The 20,743-nt window shown below is 67.4% G+C and carries 19 protein-coding genes; 3 read left to right on the top strand and 16 right to left on the bottom strand.

Features of this window, described 5'->3' with window-relative positions; genetic code table 11:
• Positions 1 to 12: 12 nt before the first annotated feature.
• From rbfA to rimP, 6 genes are all read right to left on the bottom strand, one after another.
• Positions 13 to 411, bottom strand: a complete 399-nt coding sequence (rbfA, locus tag BLS81_RS10320) for a 30S ribosome-binding factor RbfA (RefSeq protein ID WP_093223558.1) — start codon at positions 409 to 411, stop codon at positions 13 to 15.
• A 135-nt stretch (positions 412 to 546) separates the two neighbouring features.
• On the bottom strand, positions 547 to 3,324 hold the full coding sequence (infB, locus tag BLS81_RS10315; RefSeq protein ID WP_093223557.1) for a translation initiation factor IF-2: 2,778 nt from the start codon (positions 3,322 to 3,324) through the stop codon (positions 547 to 549).
• On the bottom strand, positions 3,325 to 4,188 hold the full coding sequence (locus BLS81_RS10310) for a DUF448 domain-containing protein (protein ID WP_093223556.1): 864 nt from the start codon (positions 4,186 to 4,188) through the stop codon (positions 3,325 to 3,327).
• The gene (locus BLS81_RS10305; RefSeq protein ID WP_093223555.1) at positions 4,169 to 4,405 is read right to left on the bottom strand and encodes a tautomerase family protein; all 237 of its coding nucleotides are present in this window, start codon (positions 4,403 to 4,405) and stop codon (positions 4,169 to 4,171) included. The genes BLS81_RS10310 and BLS81_RS10305 overlap by 20 nt, the downstream gene beginning before the upstream one ends.
• A 6-nt stretch (positions 4,406 to 4,411) precedes the next feature.
• Positions 4,412 to 6,031, bottom strand: coding sequence for a transcription termination factor NusA (gene nusA, locus BLS81_RS10300; protein ID WP_093223553.1), 1,620 nt, complete (start codon positions 6,029 to 6,031; stop codon positions 4,412 to 4,414).
• On the bottom strand, positions 6,031 to 6,627 hold the full coding sequence (gene rimP / locus BLS81_RS10295) for a ribosome maturation protein RimP (protein WP_093223552.1): 597 nt from the start codon (positions 6,625 to 6,627) through the stop codon (positions 6,031 to 6,033). Before rimP ends, nusA begins: the two co-directional genes overlap by 1 nt.
• A gap of 164 nt (positions 6,628 to 6,791) precedes the next feature.
• Here rimP and BLS81_RS10290 point away from each other — a divergent pair, with 164 nt between their 5' ends.
• Complete coding sequence (locus tag BLS81_RS10290) at positions 6,792 to 8,000, top strand: PQQ-dependent sugar dehydrogenase (RefSeq protein WP_093223550.1); 1,209 nt, start codon at positions 6,792 to 6,794, stop codon at positions 7,998 to 8,000.
• A gap of 143 nt (positions 8,001 to 8,143) precedes the next feature.
• On the opposite strand, the gene BLS81_RS10285 is transcribed toward BLS81_RS10290, so the two are convergent.
• The 5 genes from BLS81_RS10285 to rpiA all read right to left on the bottom strand — a co-directional run bounded on the left by BLS81_RS10285 (position 8,144) and on the right by rpiA (position 14,062).
• The gene (locus BLS81_RS10285; protein WP_093223549.1) at positions 8,144 to 8,959 is read right to left on the bottom strand and encodes a Cof-type HAD-IIB family hydrolase; all 816 of its coding nucleotides are present in this window, start codon (positions 8,957 to 8,959) and stop codon (positions 8,144 to 8,146) included.
• The gene (gene gnd, locus BLS81_RS10280) at positions 8,956 to 9,939 is read right to left on the bottom strand and encodes a phosphogluconate dehydrogenase (NAD(+)-dependent, decarboxylating) (RefSeq protein WP_093223547.1); all 984 of its coding nucleotides are present in this window, start codon (positions 9,937 to 9,939) and stop codon (positions 8,956 to 8,958) included. The genes BLS81_RS10285 and gnd overlap by 4 nt, the downstream gene beginning before the upstream one ends.
• 123 nt (positions 9,940 to 10,062) lie before the next feature.
• Positions 10,063 to 11,187, bottom strand: coding sequence for a transaldolase (gene tal / locus BLS81_RS10275; RefSeq protein WP_093223546.1), 1,125 nt, complete (start codon positions 11,185 to 11,187; stop codon positions 10,063 to 10,065).
• Positions 11,188 to 13,272, bottom strand: a complete 2,085-nt coding sequence (tkt, locus tag BLS81_RS10270) for a transketolase (protein ID WP_093223544.1) — start codon at positions 13,270 to 13,272, stop codon at positions 11,188 to 11,190. It abuts the gene before it with no gap.
• A gap of 109 nt (positions 13,273 to 13,381) precedes the next feature.
• Positions 13,382 to 14,062 (bottom strand): ribose-5-phosphate isomerase RpiA, encoded by a 681-nt coding sequence (gene rpiA / locus BLS81_RS10265; protein ID WP_093223778.1) that lies wholly within the window; start codon positions 14,060 to 14,062, stop codon positions 13,382 to 13,384.
• A 123-nt stretch (positions 14,063 to 14,185) separates the two neighbouring features.
• On the opposite strand from rpiA, the gene BLS81_RS10260 reads away from it, so the two are divergent.
• A complete protein-coding gene (locus BLS81_RS10260; protein WP_093223543.1) occupies positions 14,186 to 14,815 on the top strand; it encodes a DedA family protein in 630 nt (209 codons plus the stop codon).
• A gap of 84 nt (positions 14,816 to 14,899) precedes the next feature.
• Here BLS81_RS10260 and BLS81_RS10255 read toward each other — a convergent pair whose 3' ends face one another.
• From BLS81_RS10255 to BLS81_RS10235, 5 genes are all read right to left on the bottom strand, one after another.
• Positions 14,900 to 16,357 (bottom strand): hypothetical protein, encoded by a 1,458-nt coding sequence (locus tag BLS81_RS10255; RefSeq protein WP_093223541.1) that lies wholly within the window; start codon positions 16,355 to 16,357, stop codon positions 14,900 to 14,902.
• A gap of 78 nt (positions 16,358 to 16,435) precedes the next feature.
• On the bottom strand, positions 16,436 to 16,849 hold the full coding sequence (locus tag BLS81_RS10250) for a hypothetical protein (protein WP_176787116.1): 414 nt from the start codon (positions 16,847 to 16,849) through the stop codon (positions 16,436 to 16,438).
• 28 nt (positions 16,850 to 16,877) lie between these two features.
• The gene (locus BLS81_RS10245) at positions 16,878 to 17,414 is read right to left on the bottom strand and encodes a demethoxyubiquinone hydroxylase family protein (protein WP_093223540.1); all 537 of its coding nucleotides are present in this window, start codon (positions 17,412 to 17,414) and stop codon (positions 16,878 to 16,880) included.
• Positions 17,411 to 17,896, bottom strand: coding sequence for a disulfide bond formation protein B (locus BLS81_RS10240; RefSeq protein WP_093223538.1), 486 nt, complete (start codon positions 17,894 to 17,896; stop codon positions 17,411 to 17,413). The genes BLS81_RS10245 and BLS81_RS10240 overlap by 4 nt, the downstream gene beginning before the upstream one ends.
• A 3-nt stretch (positions 17,897 to 17,899) precedes the next feature.
• The gene (locus tag BLS81_RS10235; RefSeq protein ID WP_093223776.1) at positions 17,900 to 19,246 is read right to left on the bottom strand and encodes a S41 family peptidase; all 1,347 of its coding nucleotides are present in this window, start codon (positions 19,244 to 19,246) and stop codon (positions 17,900 to 17,902) included.
• Positions 19,247 to 19,450: 204 nt separating this feature from the next.
• Here BLS81_RS10235 and BLS81_RS10230 point away from each other — a divergent pair, with 204 nt between their 5' ends.
• Complete coding sequence (locus BLS81_RS10230; RefSeq protein ID WP_093223537.1) at positions 19,451 to 20,713, top strand: NupC/NupG family nucleoside CNT transporter; 1,263 nt, start codon at positions 19,451 to 19,453, stop codon at positions 20,711 to 20,713.
• Positions 20,714 to 20,743: the final 30 nt, after the last annotated feature.

Genomic DNA, 20,743 nt, shown 5'->3' with positions numbered 1-20,743 from the left:
CCGGCAACTGAGTCAATCGTCGTCGCCCGCCAGATCCCGCGCGACATGCGGCGCGCGCAGCAGCGAATCGATGTGGCTGCCCTCGTCGAAACTCTCGTCGGCGACGAACTTGAGCTTGGCGGCGTAGCGCGTCTGGACGCGCTGGGCGACCTCGCGCTGGAGGTAAGCGGTGTTGGTGCGCAGCGCCTTGAGCACCGCATCCTCATCCTTGCCGAGCAGCGCCTTCACGAAACAGGTCGCGTGGCGCAGATCGGGCGACATGCGGACTTCGGTGATCGTCACCGCATGGCTGGCGAGCGTCTCGTCATGCACGTCGCCGCGCATCAGGATATCGCTCAGCGCATGGCGCACCTGCTCGCCGACACGGAGCAGGCGAACAGAGCGGGTTTCGGGGGTTTCGGTTGGGCGCATTTGTCTCTCTTACACCTCTCCCACCGGGAGAGGGAGGGGCCCAAGCCGTCAGGCTTGGGAGGGTGAGGGTGATGGCGGTCGGCGCCCTCACCCCTCGCCGCTTCGCGGCTCGACCCTCTCCCGCCGGGAGAGGGTTTAGAGCGTCCGTTCGCGCAATTCGACCTCGAAGGTTTCGAGGAAATCGCCCGGCTTGATGTCGACGAAGTTCTGCGTGAACGTCACGCCGCACTCCAGACCGGCGCGGACTTCCGGGACATCGTCCTTGAAGCGGCGCAGCGAGGCGATCTCGCCCTGGTAGATGATGACATCCGCCCGGGTGATGCGCGCCTTGAGCGCCTTGCGGATGACGCCTTCGGTGACGAGCAGACCCGCCGCCTTGCCGTGCTTGCCCGCCGAGAACACCTCGCGGATTTCGGCGCGGCCGACCACGGTTTCGAACGCTTCCGGCCCGAGTTCGCCCGCCATGCCGGCGCGAATCTCGTCGATCAGATCGTAGATCACGTCGTAATATTTGAACGCGACCTTCTGCCGCTCGGCGATCTCGCGCGCCTTGGCGTTCGGGCGGACGTTGAAGCCGATGATCGGCGCGCCACTGGCACCCGCCAGCGTCACGTCGCTCTCGGTGATGCCACCCACGCCCGAATGCAGCACGCGCGCCTTGATGTCGTCGGTCGAGATCTTGTTGATCGACGACACGATCGCCTCGACCGAGCCTTGCGTATCGGCCTTGACGACGAGCGGATATTCGATCGCCTGCTTGTCCTTCAATGCGGAGAACATGCTCTCCAGGCTCGCCGGGACGGAGGTGGTGCGCTTGTTGGTGATGACGCTCTGACGATATTCAGCGACCTCGCGGGCGCGCGCCTCGTTCTCCACCACCGAGAGCAGATCGCCCGCGCGCGGCACGCCCGAGAGACCCAGCACCTCGACCGGCATCGCCGGACCGGCTTCCTTGATCTGCTGGCCCTTGTCGTTGGTCATCGCGCGGACCTTGCCGCTCTCGGCGCCGACGACGAACACGTCGCCAACCTTGAGCGTGCCGCGGCTGACGAGGATCGTCGCGACCGGGCCGCGGCCCTTGTCGAGCTTGGCCTCGATCACCGCGCCTTCGGCCATGCGGTCCGGGTTGGCGCGCAGTTCGAGCAGTTCGGCCTGAAGCTGGATCTTCTCGATCAGCTCGTCGAGACCGGTCTTCTTGAGCGCCGAGACTTCGACGTCCTGCACGTCACCCGACATTTCCTCGACAACGACGTCGTACTGGAGCAGCGCCTCGCGGACCTTCTGCGGGTTGGCGTCATGCTTGTCGACCTTGTTGATCGCCACGATCATCGGCACGCCGGCCGCCTTGGTGTGGTTGATCGCCTCCACCGTCTGCGGCTTGATGCTGTCGTCCGCCGCGACCACGAGCACGACGATGTCGGTCACGTTGGCGCCGCGTGCGCGCATTTCGGTGAACGCCTCGTGGCCCGGCGTGTCGAGGAAGGTGATCTTCGACTTGTCCTTGAGCGTCACCTGATAGGCGCCGATGTGCTGGGTGATGCCGCCCGCCTCGCCGCGCACCACGTCGGTGCCGCGCAGCGCGTCGAGCAGGCTGGTCTTGCCGTGATCGACATGGCCCATGATTGTGACCACCGGCGGACGCGGCTTGAGCGTCGTGGCATCGTCGGTATCGGTTTCGATCGCGAGATCGATGTCCGAATCGCTGACGCGCACGATGTTGTGGCCGAACTCGGTGACGAGCAGCTCGGCGGTGTCCTGATCGATCGTCTGCGTCATCGTGACGGGCATGCCCATCTTGAACAGCGTCTTGACGAGGTCCGCGCCCTTCTCGGCCATACGGTTGGCGAGTTCCTGCACGGTGATCGTCTCGGGAACCTGCACGTCGCGGACCTGCTTGGCCTGCACCTCGCGCGGGCCGCCCATGCGGCGATGCTCCTTCTCACGCGCACGCTTGAGCGCGGCGAGGCTGCGCGCACGCGCGCCGTCGCTGTCGCCGAGCGCGCGGTTGACGGTGAGCTTGCCGGCGGTGCGGCGGTCATCGCCCTTGCGGTCGCGCTGGACCGGACGGGGCGGCTCGGCGCCGGGGCGTTTGAGCGCGCCGGCGCCCGACGGCGTGGCGGACGCGGTGGTGCTGGCCGGCGTGCTCGCGGTCGGCGCGGGCGCGGGTGCCGGAGCCGGCGCCGGGCGCGGCCGCTCGGGGCGGGCGACGGGCGTGAACAGACGCGGCGCGGGCAGGCTCGAATCGAGCGTGATCGTCAGCGGCTCGGGCGGACGCGGCGGTGCGGGCGGCGCGGCGGGAGCCGGTGCCGGCTTGGCCGCGACCGGAGCGGGCGCAGGCGCGGGTGCTGCCGCGACCGGCGCGGGTGCCGGTTCGGGCTTGGGCGCAGGTGCCGGAGCGGGCTGCTCCGCGACCGGCGCGGGCTTGGCCTCGGGTTCCGGCGCGGGCGCTGGCACGGGTGCCGGCGGCGGGGCCGCGGCGGCGCGCGCGCGCTCCTCGGCGCGACGACGCTCTTCCTCGAGCGCTTCCTGGCGGTTGCGCTCCTCGCGGCGGCGGGTCTCCTCGAGCGCGTTCATGCGCGCCTCTTCGGCCTCGCGCAGCAGCTTGGCCTGAAGTTCCTGACGCGACAGCAGCGAGTTGGCCGGTGACGTGGGCGCCGGGCGCGGCTCGGGCGCGCGCGCCTGCGCGGCCGGCGCCTGTGAGGCGGCGGCGGGGGCGGGCGGTGCTGCGGGTGCCGGGGCGGGCTCGGCCTCGCCCGGGCGGCGCAGCGTGCGGCTGCGCTTGACCTCAACCACGACGTTGTTCGAACGCCCGTGGCTGAAACTCTGTTTGACCACGCCGGTCTCGACGGTGCGCTTCAGCCCGAGCGGCTGGCGCATGCCAAGTTTCGGCTTCTCGTTATCGGTATCGCTCACTCAAATTCCTCGTAACGTCGTATCGGCATCGGGCTCCGGCCCTGAAGTCTCTGCCCCGGCGTCGTGTGGAAACGCCGATGCGCCCTGCGAGGCCGTTTCGCAAGGCGAGAGGATGGGGTCGGGTCCGAGAAAATGCAGCCAGCGGTGGAGCGCTTCTTCCACGCGCGCGGCGGCATCACGCTCCGTCAGACCGATATGTACCACATTCTGCCGTCCGAGCGCCACGGCCAATGTGGTGCGTGGCACCGGCAAAACCAAGCCCCTGAGATCACTTCCTTCCGCGTCGCGCCCGACTCGCCACGCTTGGTCGAGCTTGCGGTTGCCGTCGGCGCCGGCGTCGCAGGCGTGGAGCAGCAGGTGGAGCTGGCCCGAACGCGCGGCGGTCTCGATCTTTTCCGATCCCGTCAGCAGCGTGCCCGAACGCGATTCGAGCCCGAGCCGGTCGAGCGCGGCGCGTTCGAGCGCGGCGGCGAGCCGTTCGGGCAGGTCTTCGGGAATCGCGATCGGGCCGGTCTTGAAGGCGCGTGCGAGCGCCCCCTTCAGCTTGCCCTTGGCGATCGCGGTTGCAAGCTCCGCGCGCGTCACGCCGATCCAAGCCCCCCGCCCCGGCGCCTTGGCGCGCACATCGGGCAGCACCGCGCCCTCGGGCGACAGCGCGAGCCGCACCAGCGCCTCGCGCGGCGCACGGTCGCCGGTGAGGATGCACTTGCGAACAGGGTCTTCTTTCCCTTCCCGCGCGCGGGAAGGGTTAGCGGAGGGCGTGTTCTTGGGAGACGCGCCCGCAACAGGCCCTCCCCCAGCCCCTCCCGCATGCGGGAGGGGAGTTTTGGCGTCGCCTAGCGCCTCATCGTGGGGATTCCGCATGTGCGTCCTCCTGCACGATGGGTTTGGGGGCGTCGCGATCGGCGATCAACTGGCCGGCCGCGCCGTAATTTTCGGGCGAGATTTCCTCGATCACCACCTGCACAGCCGCCGCTGGCTTGCCCAGCCGCGCGACGAGGGCAGCGGTGACGTCGGCGACGACGCCCGCCTTCTGCTCGCGCGTGGCGGTCCCCGCCAATCGGATGCTGACGAACGGCATCGCGGCTTACGCCTCCTCGCTCGTGGCGGCTGGCGCAGCCGGCTCGTCGTCGAACCAATGCGCGCGCGCGGCCATGATGATCTCGTTGCCCTGCTCTTCGCTCAGCCCATATTCCCCGAGCACGCCGCCGCGATCCTCGGCGCGGCCTTCGAAGCGCTTGGCCGCCTCTTCGTTGCGGCGGCGCTGTTCCTGGCGCTTCTTCTGGACGAGTTCGTCGGTGGCGAGATCGGCGAGATCGTCGAGCGTCTTGATGCCGGCCTTGCCGAGCGTGACGAGCATCGCCTCGGTCAGATACGGCATCGTCGCGAGATCGTCCTCGACGCCGAGTTCGCGGCGCAACGCGCGATTGGCTTCCTCGCGGCGTTCGAGCGCCTCGGTCGCGCGGCTCTGCAACTCGGCGGCGAGATCCTCGTCGAAGCCTTCGATGCCGGCGATTTCATCGGCCTCGACATAGGCGACTTCCTCGAGGTTGGTGAAGCCCTCCGCAACCAGCAACTGCGCGAGCGTCTCGTCGACGTCGAGCTCGTTCTGGAACATCTCGGTGCGCTCGACGAATTCCTTCTGGCGCTTCTCGCTCGCATCCTGCTCGGTGAGGATGTCGATCGCCTTGGCGGTGAGCTGCGAGGCGAGCCGCACGTTCTGGCCACGCCGGCCGATCGCGAGGCTGAGCTGGTCGTCGGGAACGACCACCTCGATCCGGTCCTCTTCCTCGTCGATCACGACGCGGCTGACGCTCGCGGGCTGGAGCGCGTTGACGACGAAGGTCGCGGTGTCGGGCGACCAGGGGATGATGTCGATCTTCTCGCCCTGCATCTCCTGCACCACCGCCTGAACGCGACTGCCTTTCATGCCGACGCACGCTCCGACCGGATCGATCGACGAATCGTGGCTAATGACGCCGATCTTGGCGCGGCTGCCGGGGTCGCGCGCGGCGGCCTTGATCTCGATGATGCCGTCGTAGATTTCGGGCACTTCCTGCGCGAACAGCTTCTTCATGAAATCGGGATGCGCGCGGCTGAGGAAGATCTGCGGGCCACGGTTCTCGCGGCGCACGTTGAGGATCAGCGAGCGGATGCGATCGTTGACGCGCACCACTTCGCGCGGGATCTGCTGGTCGCGGCGGATCACGCCTTCGGCGCGGCCGAGATCGACGACGACATGGCCGAACTCGACGCGCTTGACGACGCCGGTGATGATCTCGCCCTGACGATCCTTGAACTCTTCGAACTGACGGTCGCGCTCGGCATCGCGGACCTTCTGGAAGATCACCTGCTTGGCGGCCTGCGCGGCGATGCGGCCGAACTCGATCGGCGGCAGCGGATCGACGATGTAATCGCCGATCTCGGCGTCCTTCTGGAGCTTCTGCGCTTCCTTGAGGTTCACCTGCTTGAAGAAATCGTCGACCGCCTCGACCACTTCGACGACACGCCACAGCCGCAGATCGCCGCTGTTGGGATCGAGCTTGGCACGGATGTCATTTTCCGCGCCGTAGCGCGCCCGCGCCGCGCGCTGGATCGCGTCTTCCATCGCCTCGATGACGATGCCCTTGTCGATCATCTTTTCGCTGGCGACCGCGTTCGCGATTGCGATCAGCTCGGCCTTGTTGGCGGAAACGGCGGTGGCCATCACTTCAGTCCTTCATCTTCGGCGCTCTCCAGCGCGTCGCTGTCGTCGTGTTCGAATTCTTCTTCGTCGGCGCCATCCATCGAAAGCGGCCGGGTGGCGGCGATCAGCCGGTCGGTCAGCAGCAGCTTGGCATCGCCGACATCGGCGAAACCGATCGTGATGTCGCCATGCTTGCGCACGTCGATCGTGATCCGATCGCCTTCGACGCCCTTGAGGACGCCGGTGAGCTGCTTGCGCCCATCGACCGGCTGCGCGAGATTGATGCGCGCGTCATGCCCGGCCCAGTCGGCGAAGTCCGCCAGCCGCGTCAGCGGCCGGTCTATGCCGGGCGACGAGACTTCGAGGCGATATTCCTCGTCGATCAGGTCGGTACCCTGCTCCTCGAGCGCATCAAGCCGGTCCGAGATGCGGCGCGACAGCTCGGCGCAATCGTCGATCGTGAGCTGGCGCGTGTCGGGGCGCTCGGCCATCACCTGCAAGGTGAGGTCGCCCGCGCCGCCGAACAGCTTGACGCGCACGAGATCGAAGCCGAGCGCTTTCGCCTCAGGCTCGATCAATGCGTTCAGCTTGGCCCGGATCAGGTCGGGGTCCGCCATCGATGCTCCAAACAAGCAGGATTGTCGCCGGAACCGGGTGGCTCCGACCTCTTCACCATAACGATGTAGAGAATATGCCGGTGATATAGGCGAAGCATGAAGGGCTGGCAAGCGCCTCCGCGTTTCCGCTTGGGAACGCGCGATGATGCCGCTACCATGCGGCCATGAACCTCCGCCCGCTCGCGCTGCTCCTGCTCGCCACCTCGGCCTGCTCCCCCTCCGCCAATGTCGGCGGCAACGCCTCCGCCACGGCGGCCACGTCGGGGCCGCCGTTCGTCAGCGCCAAGCAGGCGCAATTCGACACGCCGTTCGCGATGGCGTTCCTGCCCGACGGCAGCCTGCTCGTCACCGAGAAAGCCGGGAAACTCAAGCTGCGCGACGCGAGCGGTCATATCCGCGATGTCGCGGGCGTGCCCAAGGTCCAGGAGATCGGCCAGGGCGGCTTGCTCGACGTGGCGGTGGCGCCGGATTTCGCGTCCAGCCACGCGATCTACCTCACCTATTCCGAACCGCGCCCGCATGGCGCCGCGCTCGCGCTGGCGCGCGCGACCTTGCTCGGCACGCAGTTGCAGGGCACGCAGGTGCTGTGGCGGCAGGGATCTGACGGCGAAGGCGGCCAGTTCGGCGCCAACATCGCCTTCGCACCCGATGGCAAATCGCTGTTCCTCTCTTCGGGCGAACGCCAGCGCTTCACGCCCGCGCAGGACATCAACCAGAAGCTCGGCAAGATCCTGCACCTCACGCTCGACGGCAAACCCGCGCCCGGCAATCCCTTCGCGGGCAAGACCGGCACGCCCACCGTCACGGTGTTCGACCCGCCCGAGAACACCGGCGCGGCCTTCAAGGAAAAGGGCACGCAGCAGCCGGTCGAAGGCGGCGTGAACACCGCGCCAGCCGAAATCTGGAGCATGGGCCACCGCAATCCCTATGGCCTCGCGTTCGATTCGGCCGGCCGCCTGTGGGAGATCGAGATGGGGCCGAAGGGCGGCGACGAGGTCAACCTGATCCTGCCCGGCAAGAATTACGGCTGGCCCAAGGCGTCGAACGGCAGCAATTACGACGGCACCGATATTCCCGATCATAAGCCCGGCGACGGCTTCGAGGCGCCCAAGGTGTTCTGGAACCCGTCGATCTCGCCCGGCGGCATGATGATCTATTCGGGCGATCTGTTCCCGCAGTGGAAGGGATCGATGTTCATCGCGGCGCTCTCCGGCGAGGCGCTGATCCGCGTCAAGCTCGACGGGGAGACCGCGACCAAGGCCGATCAATGGCCGATGGAGACGCGCATCCGCGACGTGGCGCAGGGGCCGGACGGCGCGATCTGGCTGCTCCAGGACGATGGCGCGCTGGTGAAGCTGACCCCGCCGCGCTGAAGGAACGCCGTAGAGTTGGCAAATCCCCAAGCCGCCGCGTCACCCCGGATTTATTCCGGGGTCCACCGTTCCGCAAAATTAACGGCGTGAGGGCTTGTTGAACGGTGGATGCCGGAACACGTCCGGCATGACGGCGGCACGTTTTACGCCAGAATGATCTCGTCGATCGCCTGCGCCACGCCATCGGCGTCGTTCGCACCCGTAACGTGCTGCGCGAGCGCCTTCACGCCCTCCGGCGCCTGCCCCATCGCGATTGACAGGCCGGCGCGTGCGAACATCGGCAGATCGTTGAACTGATCGCCGATCACCGCGGTCTGCGACAGCGGCACGCCGAAGCTCTCCGCCAGCGCCGCCACGCCGTCGCCCTTGTTGGCGGCGGTCGCGGTCACATCGAGATAATAGGTCTGCGACTGGGCGATCGTCGCCGCCTCGCCATAGGCCGCCCGCGCGCGGTCGAGCAGCCCCGCGAGTAGCGGCGGATCGTCGCTGACGAAGGTGATCTTGTCGGCGCGATCGTAATATGGAGAGAAATCCGAGACGACCACCGGGGACTGGTTCGCCGATACGCGTTCGCTGTCGAAATGCATGCCCTGTTCGGCGAGCGCATACCAACGGTCATCGGCGAACAGCCAAGGCGCGACATCGAGCCCCTGCGCCAGCTCGAACACGCCCGCCGCGACATGCGGCGCGATGCGGTGCTCGGCCAGCACCGTGCCGTCGCGCTTGAACAAGGTGCCGCCGTTGAACGCGCCGATCGGCACGTCGAGTTCGAGCGCATCGACGATCGGCCGCACCCCCGAGCGCGGCCGCGCGCTGATGACGGTGAAGCCGATCCCCGCCGCCTTGAGTCGCGCGACCGATGCGATCGTACCCGCCGTCAGTTCCTTCTTCCGATCGACCAGAGTGCCGTCGAGATCGGAGATGAACAGTCGGATGCCGTCCTTCGTCACCCCGCTCATTGCGGCATTTCGACGTGGCCACCGAAGCCGAAGCGCATCGCCGACAGCAATTTGTCGCCGAACGTATGCTCGACGCGGCTGCGATAGCGTGCGTACAGCGCCGCACTCAGCACGTTCGCCGGCACCTTCTCTTCCATCGCCGCGTCGATCGTCCACTGGCCTTCGCCCGAATCGGCGACATTGCCCGAGAAATGATCGAGCATCTGATCCTTGGCGAGACCGATCGCGGTGAGATCGAGCAGCCACGACGAGATCACGCTGCCGCGCCGCCAGACTTCGGCGATGTCGGTGAGGTTGAGATCGAAGCGTTCGTCCTCGGGCAGATGCTCGGAGGACTTGCCCTTGAGGATGTCGAAGCCCTCGGCATATGCCTGCATCAGCCCGTATTCGATGCCGTTGTGGACCATCTTGACGAAATGGCCCGCACCCGCCGGCCCTGCATGGATATAGCCCAGTTCGGCGCGCGGATCTTCCTTGTCGTTGTCGCGGCCCGGCGTGCGCGGGATCGTGCCGATGCCCGGCGCCAGCGCTTCGAAGATCGGATCGAGCGTCTTGATCGTCTCCGGGTCGCCGCCGACCATCATGCAATAGCCGCGCTCCAGCCCCCAGACGCCGCCCGAGGTGCCGACGTCAACGTAATGGACCTGCTTTTCCGCAAGCGCCTTGGCGCGGCGGATGTCGTCCTTGTAGAAGCTGTTGCCGCCGTCGATGATGATGCCGCCGGGACCGCATTGCTCGGCGAGCGCCGCCACGGTCTGTTCGGTCGGGCCGCCCGCCGGGAGCATCACCCAGTAGATCGCCGGATCGGCGAGCTTGCCTTGCATGTCGGCGAGCGAGGAGGCGCCGACCGCCCCGTCGGCGACCAGCGCCGCGACCGCCTTCTCGTCCCGGTCGAACACGACGGCCTCATGGCCGGCGCGCATCAGCCGCCGCGCGATGTTGCCGCCCATCCGGCCGAGGCCGATGATACCGATCTTCATGAGGATACTCCTACGATTCTGAACACCGTTCCCCCGCGAAGGCGGGGGTCCACAGCAACAAACGCCGCGCGGCCAGCTCTGGTCCCCCGCTTTCGCGGGGGAATAGGGTCATGCGGCAGCCGGTTATGCGTCCGCCGGCTGCTTCTTCGCGATCGCGCCGAGCAGATCGTCGAACGCCTTGGAGAAGGACGCGACGCCCTCCTCGACCAGCGTTTCGGTGACGCCGTCGAGATCTAGCCCGAGCCGCTCGGCCTCGGACAGAACGTGCCGCGCGCCGGCGATGTCGGTGCCGAGCGTGTTGGCGGGCGTGCCGTGGTCGCGGAACGCGTCCATCGTCTTGGGCGGCACGGTGTTGACCGTGTCCGGCCCGATCAGCTCGTCGAGATACAGCGTGTCGGGATAATCCGGGTTCTTCGTCCCGGTCGAGGCCCACAGCAGCCGCTGGACCTGCGCGCCCTTGGCGGCGAGCGCCTGCCAGCGCGCGCTCTTGTTGAACTCGAGGAACCAGTCATAGGCGAGCTTCGCGTTGGCGATCGCGACCTTGCCGCGAATCGCCTTGAGCGCCTCGCTCTCGGGATCGCCGGCCTTTATGCGCGCGTCGATCTTGTCGTCGATCTTGCTGTCGATGCGGCTGACGAAGAAGCTCGCGACGCTGGCGATCCGGTCGATCGGCAAACCCTGCTCGACGCGCTGTTCGAGACCTTCGACATAGGCGAGCGCGACCGCCTGATAGGCCGAGTTCGAGAACAGCAGCGTCACGTTGACGTTGATGCCCGCGGCGATCGTCGCGGCGATCGCGGGCACGCCCGCCGGGGTGCCGGGGATCTTGATCATGAGATTGGGGCGATCGACCGCCGCCCACAGTTTCTGCGCCTCGGCGATCGTCGCGTCGGTATCGTTGGCGAGATAGGGCGACACTTCCAGGCTGACATAGCCGTCCTTGGCCTGCGTCGCCTCATAGACCGGCGCGAGCGTCTCGGCGGCGGCCTGGATGTCCAGGATCGCGAGCGCTTCGTAGCGGTCCATCGTCGCCGCGCCGGGATGCTGCCTGTCATATTCGGCGAGCGTGGCGTCATAGGCGTCGCCATAGCCCATCGCCTTTTCGAAGATCGACGGATTAGAGGTGACCCCGGTCAGGCCATCTTCCTCGACGAGCTTCTTGAGGCCACCCGCCTCGAGGAACTTGCGATCGACGAAATCGAGCCACACCGCCTGGCCGTGGCTTGCGAGATCCTTGAGGAGACTCATTTATGCGTCCTTTCCGAGCAGTTCGCGCGAGACCTTGACGACGTTCTCGACGGTGAAGCCATATTTGTCCTGCAGCTTGGCGAGCGGCGCCGACGCCCCGAAGGTCGACATGGTGATCGTCGCGCCGTCGAGCCCGACATAGCGATCCCAGCCGATCTCGCCGGCCTGTTCGATCGCGAGGCGCGCGCGGACCGCTTTCGGCAGGACGCTTTCCTTGTACGCGGCATCCTGCATCTCGTAGCGATGCCAGCTCGGCAGCGACACGACGCGCGCGGCGACGCCCTGCTCGACCAGCTTTTCGTAGGCGCTCAGCGCAAGCGACAGTTCGCTGCCGGTCGCGATCAGGATCAGCTCCGGGGTCTCGCTGTCGGCGATGACATAGCCGCCCTTCATCAGCCCTTCGGCCGATGCGTATTTGCTCCGGTCGATCGTCGGCAGCGCCTGACGCGACAGCACCAGCGCGGTCGGGTTGTTGCCGGCTTCGAGCGCCGCCTTCCACGCGACCGACACCTCGTTGGCGTCGCCCGGGCGGATCGTGTCGAGCCCCGGCGTCGCGCGCAGCATCGCGAGATGCTCGATCGGCTGGTGGGTCGGGCCGTCCTCGCCGACGCCGATCGAATCATGGGTGAACACCCACACTACGCCCAGCTCCATGATCGCCGAGAGGCGGATCGGCGCGCGCATGTAATCGGTAAACACGAAGAAGGTCGAACCGTAGGCGCGCAGATACGACAGCGCCATGCCGTTGACCACGCCGCCCATGCCATGTTCGCGCACGCCGAAGTGGAAGTTGGTGCCGGCGTAATTGTTCGCCTCGAACGAGGGCGCGCCCTTGATGTCGGTCTTGGTGGACGGCGCGAGATCGGCCGCGCCGCCGACCAGCCACGGCACCGGCTTGACGAGCGCGTTGAGCACCTTGCCGCTCGAATCGCGGCTGGCGATGCCCTTGGGGTCCGCGTCGAACGTCGGCAGCGCCGAGTCCCAGCCCTTCGGCAGCTTGCTCGCGAACAGATCGTCGAGTTCGGCGGCGAGCTCGGGATGCGCGTCATGATATTTGGCGAAATTCGCCTGCCATGCCTCGCGCAGCGGCACGCCGCGTTCGGTCATCGCGCCCTTGAAGGCTTCGGCGACACCGTCGGGCACGAGGAACTTGGCATCCTCGGGCCAGCCATAGGCCTGTTTGGTGAGGCGGATATTCTCCTCGCCGAGCGGCTCGCCATGCGCCTTCTCGCTGCCGGCGCGCGGGGAACCCCAGCCGATGATCGAATGGACGACGATGAAGGTCGGCTTGTCGGTGGTCGCGCGGAACGCGTCGAACGCGGCGGTCAGCGCGGCGATGTCGTTGGCGTCGTTCACATGGATGACGTTCCAGCCATAAGCCTCGAACCGCTTGCCGACATCTTCATCGAACGCGAGCGCGGTGTCGCCTTCGATCGAGATGTGGTTGCTGTCGTAGATCCAGCACAGGTTGGAGAGCTTGAGGTGTCCGGCGAGCGACGCCGCTTCGGCCGAGACGCCCTCCATCATGCAACCGTCGCCGGCAAGCGCATAGACGTCATGGTCGAACAGCGTGTAGCCCGGCTTATTGTAGCGCGCGGCGAGCCAGCGCTCGGCGATCGCCATGCCGACCGAGTTGCTCACGCCCGCGCCCAGCGGACCGGTGGTGGTTTCGACGCCGGTGGTGTGGCGATATTCCGGGTGGCCCGGCGTCTTCGAGTTGAGCTGACGGAACTGCTTGAGATCGTCGAGGCTGAGCGCGGGCTTGCCGCTCTTCTTGCCGTCCTTGTCGATCTCCTCGATCCCGGCGAGGTGGATCAACGAATACAGCAGCATCGAGGCATGGCCGACCGAGAGCACGAAGCGGTCGCGGTTGGGCCAGTCGGGCGTTGCCGGATCATAACGCAGGAACTTGGTCCAAAGCGTATGCCCGACCGGCGCGAGCGCCATCGGCGTGCCCGGATGCCCCGAATTGGCGGCCTGCACCGCATCCATCGACAGCGTGCGAATCGTGTCGATCGCGAGGCGCTCGGGCGATCCGTCTTCGTGCAGATCCGGCGTGGTGCTCACCGTCTGGGCATCGGACATTCAAAAGACCTTTCTTGTCGTCAACGGCTAACGCCATCGCGCTGATGTGGTTGCGTGACGGTCGCTCGAATTTTCGCGCTCGAACGATCCGGCTGCGTCATGATCTTCCCTACACGGGCCGGTCGATCCGTGTCACCTGCCCTTGTTCGCAGATGATAGCGCTATCAATTTCACGAAGAAAGAGGCCGTGGCCGAGCACCCCGGGGATCGCCGCCAGCGCCTCGGCGAGTGCGAAAGGATCGCCCAGCGCGGCGAAGCGGCAGTCGAGCACGAGATTGCCCTGATCGGTACGGAACGGCGCCGCCGCGCCGCCGCGCACCGTCACCGCCGCGCCGAGATCGGCCACCCGGCGCGTGACGAAGCTGCGCGCGAATGGCAGCACCTCGACCGGCAGCTTGGCGGCGCCGATCGCGGCGACGCGCTTCGATCCATCGGCGATGACAATCATCCGCGCGGCGGATTCTGCGACGATCTTCTCGCGCAGCATCGCCCCACCCGCGCCCTTGATCGCGTGGAGCCGCGCGTCGATCTCGTCGGCGCCGTCGATCGCGAGATCGGTGGCGGCGACGTCGGCGAAGTCGAGCGTGTCGATACCGGCCGCGCGGGCCTGTTCCAGACTGCGCAGCGAGGTGGCGACCGCGCGCACCCGCAGCCCCGCTCGCACGCGCTCGCCGAGCCGCGCGATCGCGAACGCCGCGGTCGATCCGGTGCCGAGCCCGACGAGCATGCCGTCAGCGATCTCGCCGACCGCCGCGTTGGCCGCCCCGCGCTTGTCTTCGTCCGCGTTCATACCGGCCTTTCGCACGTTCGCGGCGCAGACGTAGGGCAGGCGACCGTGAATTTCCATCCGCCGCCAGCGCCAGCAACGTTTTTACACTGGCGAGATGCGCCATGTTCGGGGCAGAGCGATGGCATGATCGAAAAGATACTCGGCTTTCTAGCCACCATCATCATCGCCATCATCTCGAGCGGCGGCTATCTCGGCATCGCGCTGCTGATGGCGATCGAATCGGCGTGCATCCCGTTGCCCTCGGAGATCATCATGCCGTTCGCGGGCTATCTGGTCTGGAAGGGCGAACTGAACCTGCTGCTCGTCGCGACGGCGGGGGCGATCGGCTGCAACCTCGGTTCGATCGTCGGCTATGAGATCGGCAGGCACGGCGGCCGCCCGCTCGCCGAGCGCTGGGGCCGGTACGTGCTCGTCGGGCCGGGCGAACTCGACACCGCCGACCGGTTCTTCGCGCGCTTTGGCGGCCCGGCGGTGCTGATCGCGCGGTTGCTGCCGCTGATCCGTTCGTTCATCGCCTTTCCGGCGGGCGTCGCACGGATGCCGCTGGTGCCATTCCACCTCTACACCTTCATCGGCTCATGGCCGTGGTGCTTCGCGCTGGCCTGGCTCGGCGCGACGCTCGGCGAGAAATGGGACAGCGACCCGCGCGTGAAGGCGGCGTTCCACAGCGCCGACGTGGCGATCGCGGGCGTGCTGCTGGCGGCGGTGGCGTTCTTCGTCTGGCACCGGATACGGGGAATGAAACGAGGCTGAAACCCGCTCCGTTCGTCCCGAGCGAAGTCCAGGGACGCGCCCGGAGCGGAGGTGCCTCGACTTTGCTCGGCACGAACGGCGAACCTATCTCGTCTGGCGCTCCGCTGCGCGCGTCCACACGATCAGCAGCACCAGCAGCGGCACGGCGACGTCGAGATACAGGAAGAAGCCGCGCCACGCGCTCCAGCCGAAGAAGTCGCTCGGGATCGTGCTGAGATTGCCGGGCAGGAACATCGCGACGATCGTGCGGCTCCACAGCGGATCGGCATAGGCTTCCGAACCGAAGATGTCGGTCGAGGCGATCATCAGATTGATCGCCACCGAAACCACCAGCAGCGCGACCAGCGCGGCACGCCGCCCCGCCCCGCGCCAGCGCGCCCACAGCACCGCCAGCCCGATCGCGAGGAACGGGATCGCCGGCACCGAATGACGCGGGCCGATCGACGCGCCGCCGTCCCAATAGACGTAGGAGGCGTTGACCATCAGCACGATCGCGATCACCACCGCCGCGAGCACGCCTAGATCGCGCGTCTCGCGCGTGCGGATCATCCCGGCGATCCCGACCGTGCCCAGAATGATGACCGGCGACACCCAGAGCAGCCCGCGCCGCACCCCGAACAGGATGCCGAACAGCGCCTCCGGCTTGGGATAGGTCAGCCCGAACAGCCCCTGCTGCATGCCGTCGAACCCGACCACCCCCTGATAGCCGAGCCGGAACAGCGTGCCGAACGTGAACAGATTATAGGCGAACAGCGGCAGCATCGCGACGATGCCCGTCCCCACCGCCATCGCCAGCACGCGCCCGCGCACCGGCCACGCCACGTCCCGCGTCCGCCACAGCGCCCAGCCGGCGATCGCGACGCCGCCGAGCGCGGCCTGGAATTCGACCACCACCGCCCAGCCGAGCGCGAGGCCCGCCAGCAGCGGATAGCGCCAGCGCGCCAGCTCCGCCGCGCCGCTCGTGCCCCGCCAGATCGCCCAGGTCGCGATCAGCAGCAGCGCCGCGACCGGCGCATGGCCGAGCATCGTCGTCGACCAGCCCCACACGATCGACCCGAGCGCATAGGATAGCGCGGCATACAGCCCCGCCGCCGGGCTACCGGTGATGCCGGTGGCGAGATCGAGCAGCAGCACCGTCGCGAAGGCGGTGAGCAGCGCCGCACCAAGCGCGACCACCACGCGCAGCCGCAGCGCCATGAAGCGCATCAGCCGCGGGTTGGCGGCGTCGATCACCTGCGTGTCGGTCTCCCCGCCGGTGGTCTTCTCGACAGCCCATACGAGCGGCACCGCCATCAGCGTCATGCCCGGCGCCTTGTCCATGTAATAATGGTCGCCGAAGCGCGCCTTGTCGATCGTCAGCGACTGAAAGCGGTCGATCGTCGCATCGCTGCGCTCGACGATCGAAAACGCCGCGAACAGCCGGGTCGCGTTGTTGGGGTTGAGCTCCCATGAGCCGAACCACGCGCAGGAGAACCACACCAACGCGAACAGCACGAGCGCGACGCCATGCGGCCCGCGCTCCATCGGTCTTGCGTACATCATGCCCCCAACCGAACACCCAGGTGCCGAACATGCGCCCCCACGGCCGCCGTGTGCGTCATACCGCCCCCGGCCGCGACGTTACTTGCCGATGGTCGATTCGAGCACGCGCTGGTCGCGCGCGCGTTCCTTGTTGGTCGCGCGGTTGATCTGCGAATTCTGCAGGAAGCAGCCGCTCGCGCCGCCCGGGCCGACGTTGCTGCAACTGCCGATGCCGCTATCGGCGACGTGATCGTTGGCGGCGACCTTCGCCGCCCAGCTCTCGTTCTCGGGCGTCACCTTGAAGTCGCGCAGTTCCTTCGGGATGCGGAACTGCTCGCTCGCCGGGCGGCGGACACAGACGACGACCTCGTTGCCGTCATTGTCGGTCGGACATTTCTGATCGCCATAGATGACGAGCGAGGGAACCTGCTTGCCCTGCGCCGCCACATGGGTCGGCGCGGATGCCAGGGCCGTCGCCAGCGCGGCCATCGCCCACGAAACCATCTTCTTCATCGCATCACTCCTGTACGGGCACCGCCCGTCAAATGCGTTTCGCCGCCGCGATCACGACGCGGCAGCCGAGCCGGATCGCCCCGCTCAGCAGCAGATAGGCCGGCGCGGCCTCGGCCCCCGAGGCGAGCGCGGTCTCGCGGTGCTCGACTTCCTCCGCCTGGAACTCCAGCACCGCCGCCGACAGTTCGGGGTCCGAATCCCCCAGCACGTCGAGTTGATCGGCATAATGTTTGTCGATCTCGGTCTCGACCGCGGCGGTGCAGGCCATCGCCGCTTCCGGGCCGAGCGCCGCCGTCACCGCCCCGAGGGTGAAACCCGCCACATCCCAGAACGGTTGCAGCAACGTCGGGCGTACACCGCGCGCGACGATCATCGCGTCGAAGAACGCGCGGTGCCGCTCTTCCTGGTTGGCCATTCCGGCGATCGCACGCGCGGCGGGCGTACGGTCCCCCATCACGGCGAGCTGACCGGCGTAGATCCGCGTCGCGCCATATTCGCCGGCCTGATCGACACGCACCATCGAGCGCGCGTCGCGGCGGGGGTCACCGGGTTTCCAGCCGCTCATCTCTGGCCTTTCGGAAGCAATGCGAAGATCACCAGCGCGGCCGGGATCGAGATCAGTGCGTTGAACCCGGCGAGCGAGATGCCGAACAGCGTCCATTGCGGCACGTCGCAGCGCACCACCGGCGCCTTCATGATCCGCGCGAGCATGTCATCGACCGAGCCGCCATGCCCCGCCATCGTCGATGAGCAAGCGGTGATGCCCTCCCACCAATGATATTCCACGCCCGCATGGTACACGCCGATCGCGCCGCTCACGAAGATCGCGAGCGCGGCGCACGCCACCAGCAGGCGGCCAGCCCGCGTCGGCACGACGAAGGCGGCAAGCGCGAGCACGACCGCCGCGAAATGCGGATAGCGCTGCCACCAGCACATTTCGCATGGGTACAGATGCCCGAGATATTGGAAGCCATAAGCGCCGGCGAGCAGCGCGGCGGGGACGATCAGCGCGAGCGCGCGGGCGTGGGCGAAGCGATCCGGGCCCATCGCTCAGCGCCTCGCCGCGACGACCTGCGGCGCGGGGCCGAGCCGCGCGAGCGTCTTGATCGCATAATCGAGCTGGAAATCGTCGATGCCCTTGGCCTTCAGCTCGGCCGGGGTCGCGGCGAAACGCGGGTCGGGCTTGCTGTCCTGCTCCAGCACCGAATCGTCGTTCTTGATTTCGTTGATGAGGTGGCGGCGCAAATCATCCTCGCGGAATGTCGGGCGTTTCTTGTAATCGGGGTCGGAAATCTGCGGCACCTGCACGTCGGGTTCGATCCCGCCTTCCTGCACCGACCGGTCCGACGGCGTGTAATAGCGCGAGGTGGTGAGCCGAAGCGCGGTGTTGTTGCCCATGTCGATGACGGTCTGGACCGATCCCTTGCCGAACGAACGCTCGCCCATCACCAAAGCGCGGTGATGATCCTGCAACGCGCCCGCCACGATCTCGGACGCGGAGGCGGTGCCCGCGTTGGTGAGCACGATCACCGGCAGCCCGTGCGAGGGATCGCCCTTGAAATAGCTCTCGGCATAGAAGGTCTCGACATCGCTGCGGTCGCGCCCGCGCTGCGACACGATCACGCCCGACGACAGGAAATTGTCGGCGACCGCGACCGCCTCGTCGCGAAGCCCGCCGCCATTGTCGCGCAGGTCGACGACATAACCGGTCGGCTGGTGGCCGAGTTGCTTGTCGATGCCGAGGATCGCGGCATGGACGGCGTCGCCGGTATGTTCGGAGAAGGTGTTGATGTTGATGATGCCGATATCGCCCTTCACCGACCATTTGACCGGCTTCTGGACGATCTGTTCGCGCACCATCGTCACGATGATCGGATCGGACGCGCCGGGGCGCTGCAAGGTCAGCGTGATCTTGGTGCCGGGCTTGCCGCGCATCTTGGCGATCGCCTCGTCGAGCGTGTCGCCGAAGATCAACTTGCCGTCGATATGCGTGATATAGTCGCCCGATTTGACGCCCGCGCGCCAGCCCGGCGTATCCTCCTGCGGGGCGATCACCTTGACCGCGCCGTCCTCCATCGTGACGGTGAGCCCAAGCCCGCCGTAGCTGCCGGTGGTCTGGATGCGCAAATTGTCGTAATCGAGCCCGGTCTCGAAGCTGCTGTGCGGATCGAGCGCGGCGAGCATCCCGTCGATCGCGCCCTTCACCAGCGTCTTGTCGTCGACCTTGTCGACATATTCCGCCTTCACGCGGTTGAACACCTCCATAAACACGGAGATCTCGCGATAGGCGCTGGTGTCCACCGCCGCCATCGCGCCGGTGCCGAGCGGAACGATCGCGAGGACGGCGGCGATCGCAGTGGCTTGCAGAAAGGCACGGGAACCGGGAACGCGGGGCATCAAGCGGATATTTCCATCCATCGAAGGGCAGTGTGTCGCACCGTAGCGGCATTCCGCCGCGGATCAAAGCGCGCTCGCGGCTGAACCGGGGCTGAGCGGGCGCATTTCGTTAGGCTCTGGCGTGCGCGCCTTCGCCCTGTATGGTGCGCCGCGAACAGCAGGCGCCCGGGGGGCGGCCGCCGCACGATGGGCGCGAAGACACGCATGACCAAATTCCTGATCGGCCTTGCCGGTATTACCGTTATCCTCCTGATCGCGCTCGCGCTTTCCACCAACCGCCGTGCGATCCGCCCGCGCGTGGTCGGGGCGGCGTTCGCGCTGCAGGTCGCAATCGCGGTGCTGGTGCTCTACGTTCCGGCCGGCAAGGCGGCGATCTACGGCATGTCCGCCGCCGTCTCCGCGCTGCTCGGCTATGCCGGCGAAGGCACGCGCGTGATCTTCGGCGATCTCGCCACCGACCCCAAGTTCGGCCATGCCTTCGCGATCTCGTCGCTGCCGGTGATCATCTTCTTCGCGGCGCTGGTCGCGGTGCTCTATCATGTCGGCATCATGCAGCTCGTGGTGCGCTGGATCGGCGGCGCGATCGAGCGGGTGACCGGCGTCTCCAAGGTCGAATCTTTGTGCGCGGCCGCGAACATCTTCGTCGGGCAGAGCGAGGCGCCGCTGGTGATCCGCCCGTATCTCGCCACGCTCACCCCCTCGCAGCTCTTCGCGGTGATGTCGGTCGGCATGGCCGGCGTGGCGGGGACGATCCTCGCCGCTTATGCCGCCCTGCTCGGGCCGGGATCGCTGCCGTTCCTGCTCGCGGCGTCGTTCATGGCCGCGCCGGGCGGATTGTTGATGGCGAAGATCATCATGCCCGATGCGCCGTTCGAGGACGGCGAACTGCCGCTCGGCGACGACCGCGAGGAGCAGGCCGTGCGTGTCGCCGAAGTCGCCGCCGAGGAGGAGCGCGCCGCCAACATCATCATGGCCGCCGCGATGGGCGCGCAGACCGGCGTGCGGATCGCCGTCGCGGTCGGCGCGATGGTGCTGGCGTTCGTCGCGCTGGTGGCGTGCGCCAACGGGCTGCTCGCCGAGGTGGGGAGCTGGTTCGGGCTGAAGGGTCTCAGCTTCCAGTCGCTGCTCGGCACCGTGCTCGCGCCGGTGATGTACCTGCTCGGCGTGCCGTGGAGCGAGACGGCGGCGGCGGGTGGACTGCTCGGCACCAAGGTGGTGCTCAACGAATTCGTCGCTTTCGCCGACATGGGGCAGATGCGGGGGCTCAGCCCGCGGACGGTCGCGATCGTCACGTTCGCGCTGTGCGGGTTCGCCAATTTCAGCTCGATCGCGATCCAGATGGCCTCGACCGGCAGCCTCGCCCCCAACCAGCGACCGATGATCGCCAAGCTCGGCCTGCGCGCGCTCGCGGCGGGCAGCCTCGCCAACCTGATGTCGGCGGCGCTGGCGGGGCTGCTGATCGCCTAGGTCCAGCATGCACGGGCTTCGACCTCCAGC

It is taken from the genome of Sphingomonas sp. NFR15, from assembly GCF_900103265.1.
GTDB classification, from domain to species: domain Bacteria; phylum Pseudomonadota; class Alphaproteobacteria; order Sphingomonadales; family Sphingomonadaceae; genus Sphingomonas; species Sphingomonas pollutisoli.
This window is presented reverse-complemented; position numbering and strand designations above follow the sequence as displayed.

Bases quoted from the DNA above. Each gene is read 5' to 3' on its own strand.
- rbfA (WP_093223558.1), bottom strand. From the start codon at position 411: ATGCGCCCAACCGAAACCCCCGAAACCCGCTCTGTTCGCCTGCTCCGT.
- rimP (WP_093223552.1), bottom strand. From the start codon at position 6,627: ATGGCGGACCCCGACCTGATCCGGGCCAAGCTGAACGCATTGATCGAG.
- BLS81_RS10305 (WP_093223555.1), bottom strand. From the start codon at position 4,405: ATGCCGTTCGTCAGCATCCGATTGGCGGGGACCGCCACGCGCGAGCAG.
- BLS81_RS10235 (WP_093223776.1), bottom strand. From the start codon at position 19,246: ATGCCCCGCGTTCCCGGTTCCCGTGCCTTTCTGCAAGCCACTGCGATC.
- gnd (WP_093223547.1), bottom strand. From the start codon at position 9,939: ATGAAGATCGGTATCATCGGCCTCGGCCGGATGGGCGGCAACATCGCG.
- tal (WP_093223546.1), bottom strand. From the start codon at position 11,187: ATGAGTCTCCTCAAGGATCTCGCAAGCCACGGCCAGGCGGTGTGGCTC.
- BLS81_RS10260 (WP_093223543.1), top strand. From the start codon at position 14,186: ATGATCGAAAAGATACTCGGCTTTCTAGCCACCATCATCATCGCCATC.
- tkt (WP_093223544.1), bottom strand. From the start codon at position 13,272: ATGTCCGATGCCCAGACGGTGAGCACCACGCCGGATCTGCACGAAGAC.
- BLS81_RS10285 (WP_093223549.1), bottom strand. From the start codon at position 8,959: ATGAGCGGGGTGACGAAGGACGGCATCCGACTGTTCATCTCCGATCTC.
- BLS81_RS10240 (WP_093223538.1), bottom strand. From the start codon at position 17,896: ATGGGCCCGGATCGCTTCGCCCACGCCCGCGCGCTCGCGCTGATCGTC.
- BLS81_RS10230 (WP_093223537.1), top strand. From the start codon at position 19,451: ATGACCAAATTCCTGATCGGCCTTGCCGGTATTACCGTTATCCTCCTG.
- BLS81_RS10310 (WP_093223556.1), bottom strand. From the start codon at position 4,188: ATGCGGAATCCCCACGATGAGGCGCTAGGCGACGCCAAAACTCCCCTC.
- BLS81_RS10245 (WP_093223540.1), bottom strand. From the start codon at position 17,414: ATGAGCGGCTGGAAACCCGGTGACCCCCGCCGCGACGCGCGCTCGATG.
- BLS81_RS10255 (WP_093223541.1), bottom strand. From the start codon at position 16,357: ATGATGTACGCAAGACCGATGGAGCGCGGGCCGCATGGCGTCGCGCTC.
- BLS81_RS10290 (WP_093223550.1), top strand. From the start codon at position 6,792: ATGAACCTCCGCCCGCTCGCGCTGCTCCTGCTCGCCACCTCGGCCTGC.
- rpiA (WP_093223778.1), bottom strand. From the start codon at position 14,062: ATGAACGCGGACGAAGACAAGCGCGGGGCGGCCAACGCGGCGGTCGGC.
- nusA (WP_093223553.1), bottom strand. From the start codon at position 6,031: ATGGCCACCGCCGTTTCCGCCAACAAGGCCGAGCTGATCGCAATCGCG.
- BLS81_RS10250 (WP_176787116.1), bottom strand. From the start codon at position 16,849: ATGAAGAAGATGGTTTCGTGGGCGATGGCCGCGCTGGCGACGGCCCTG.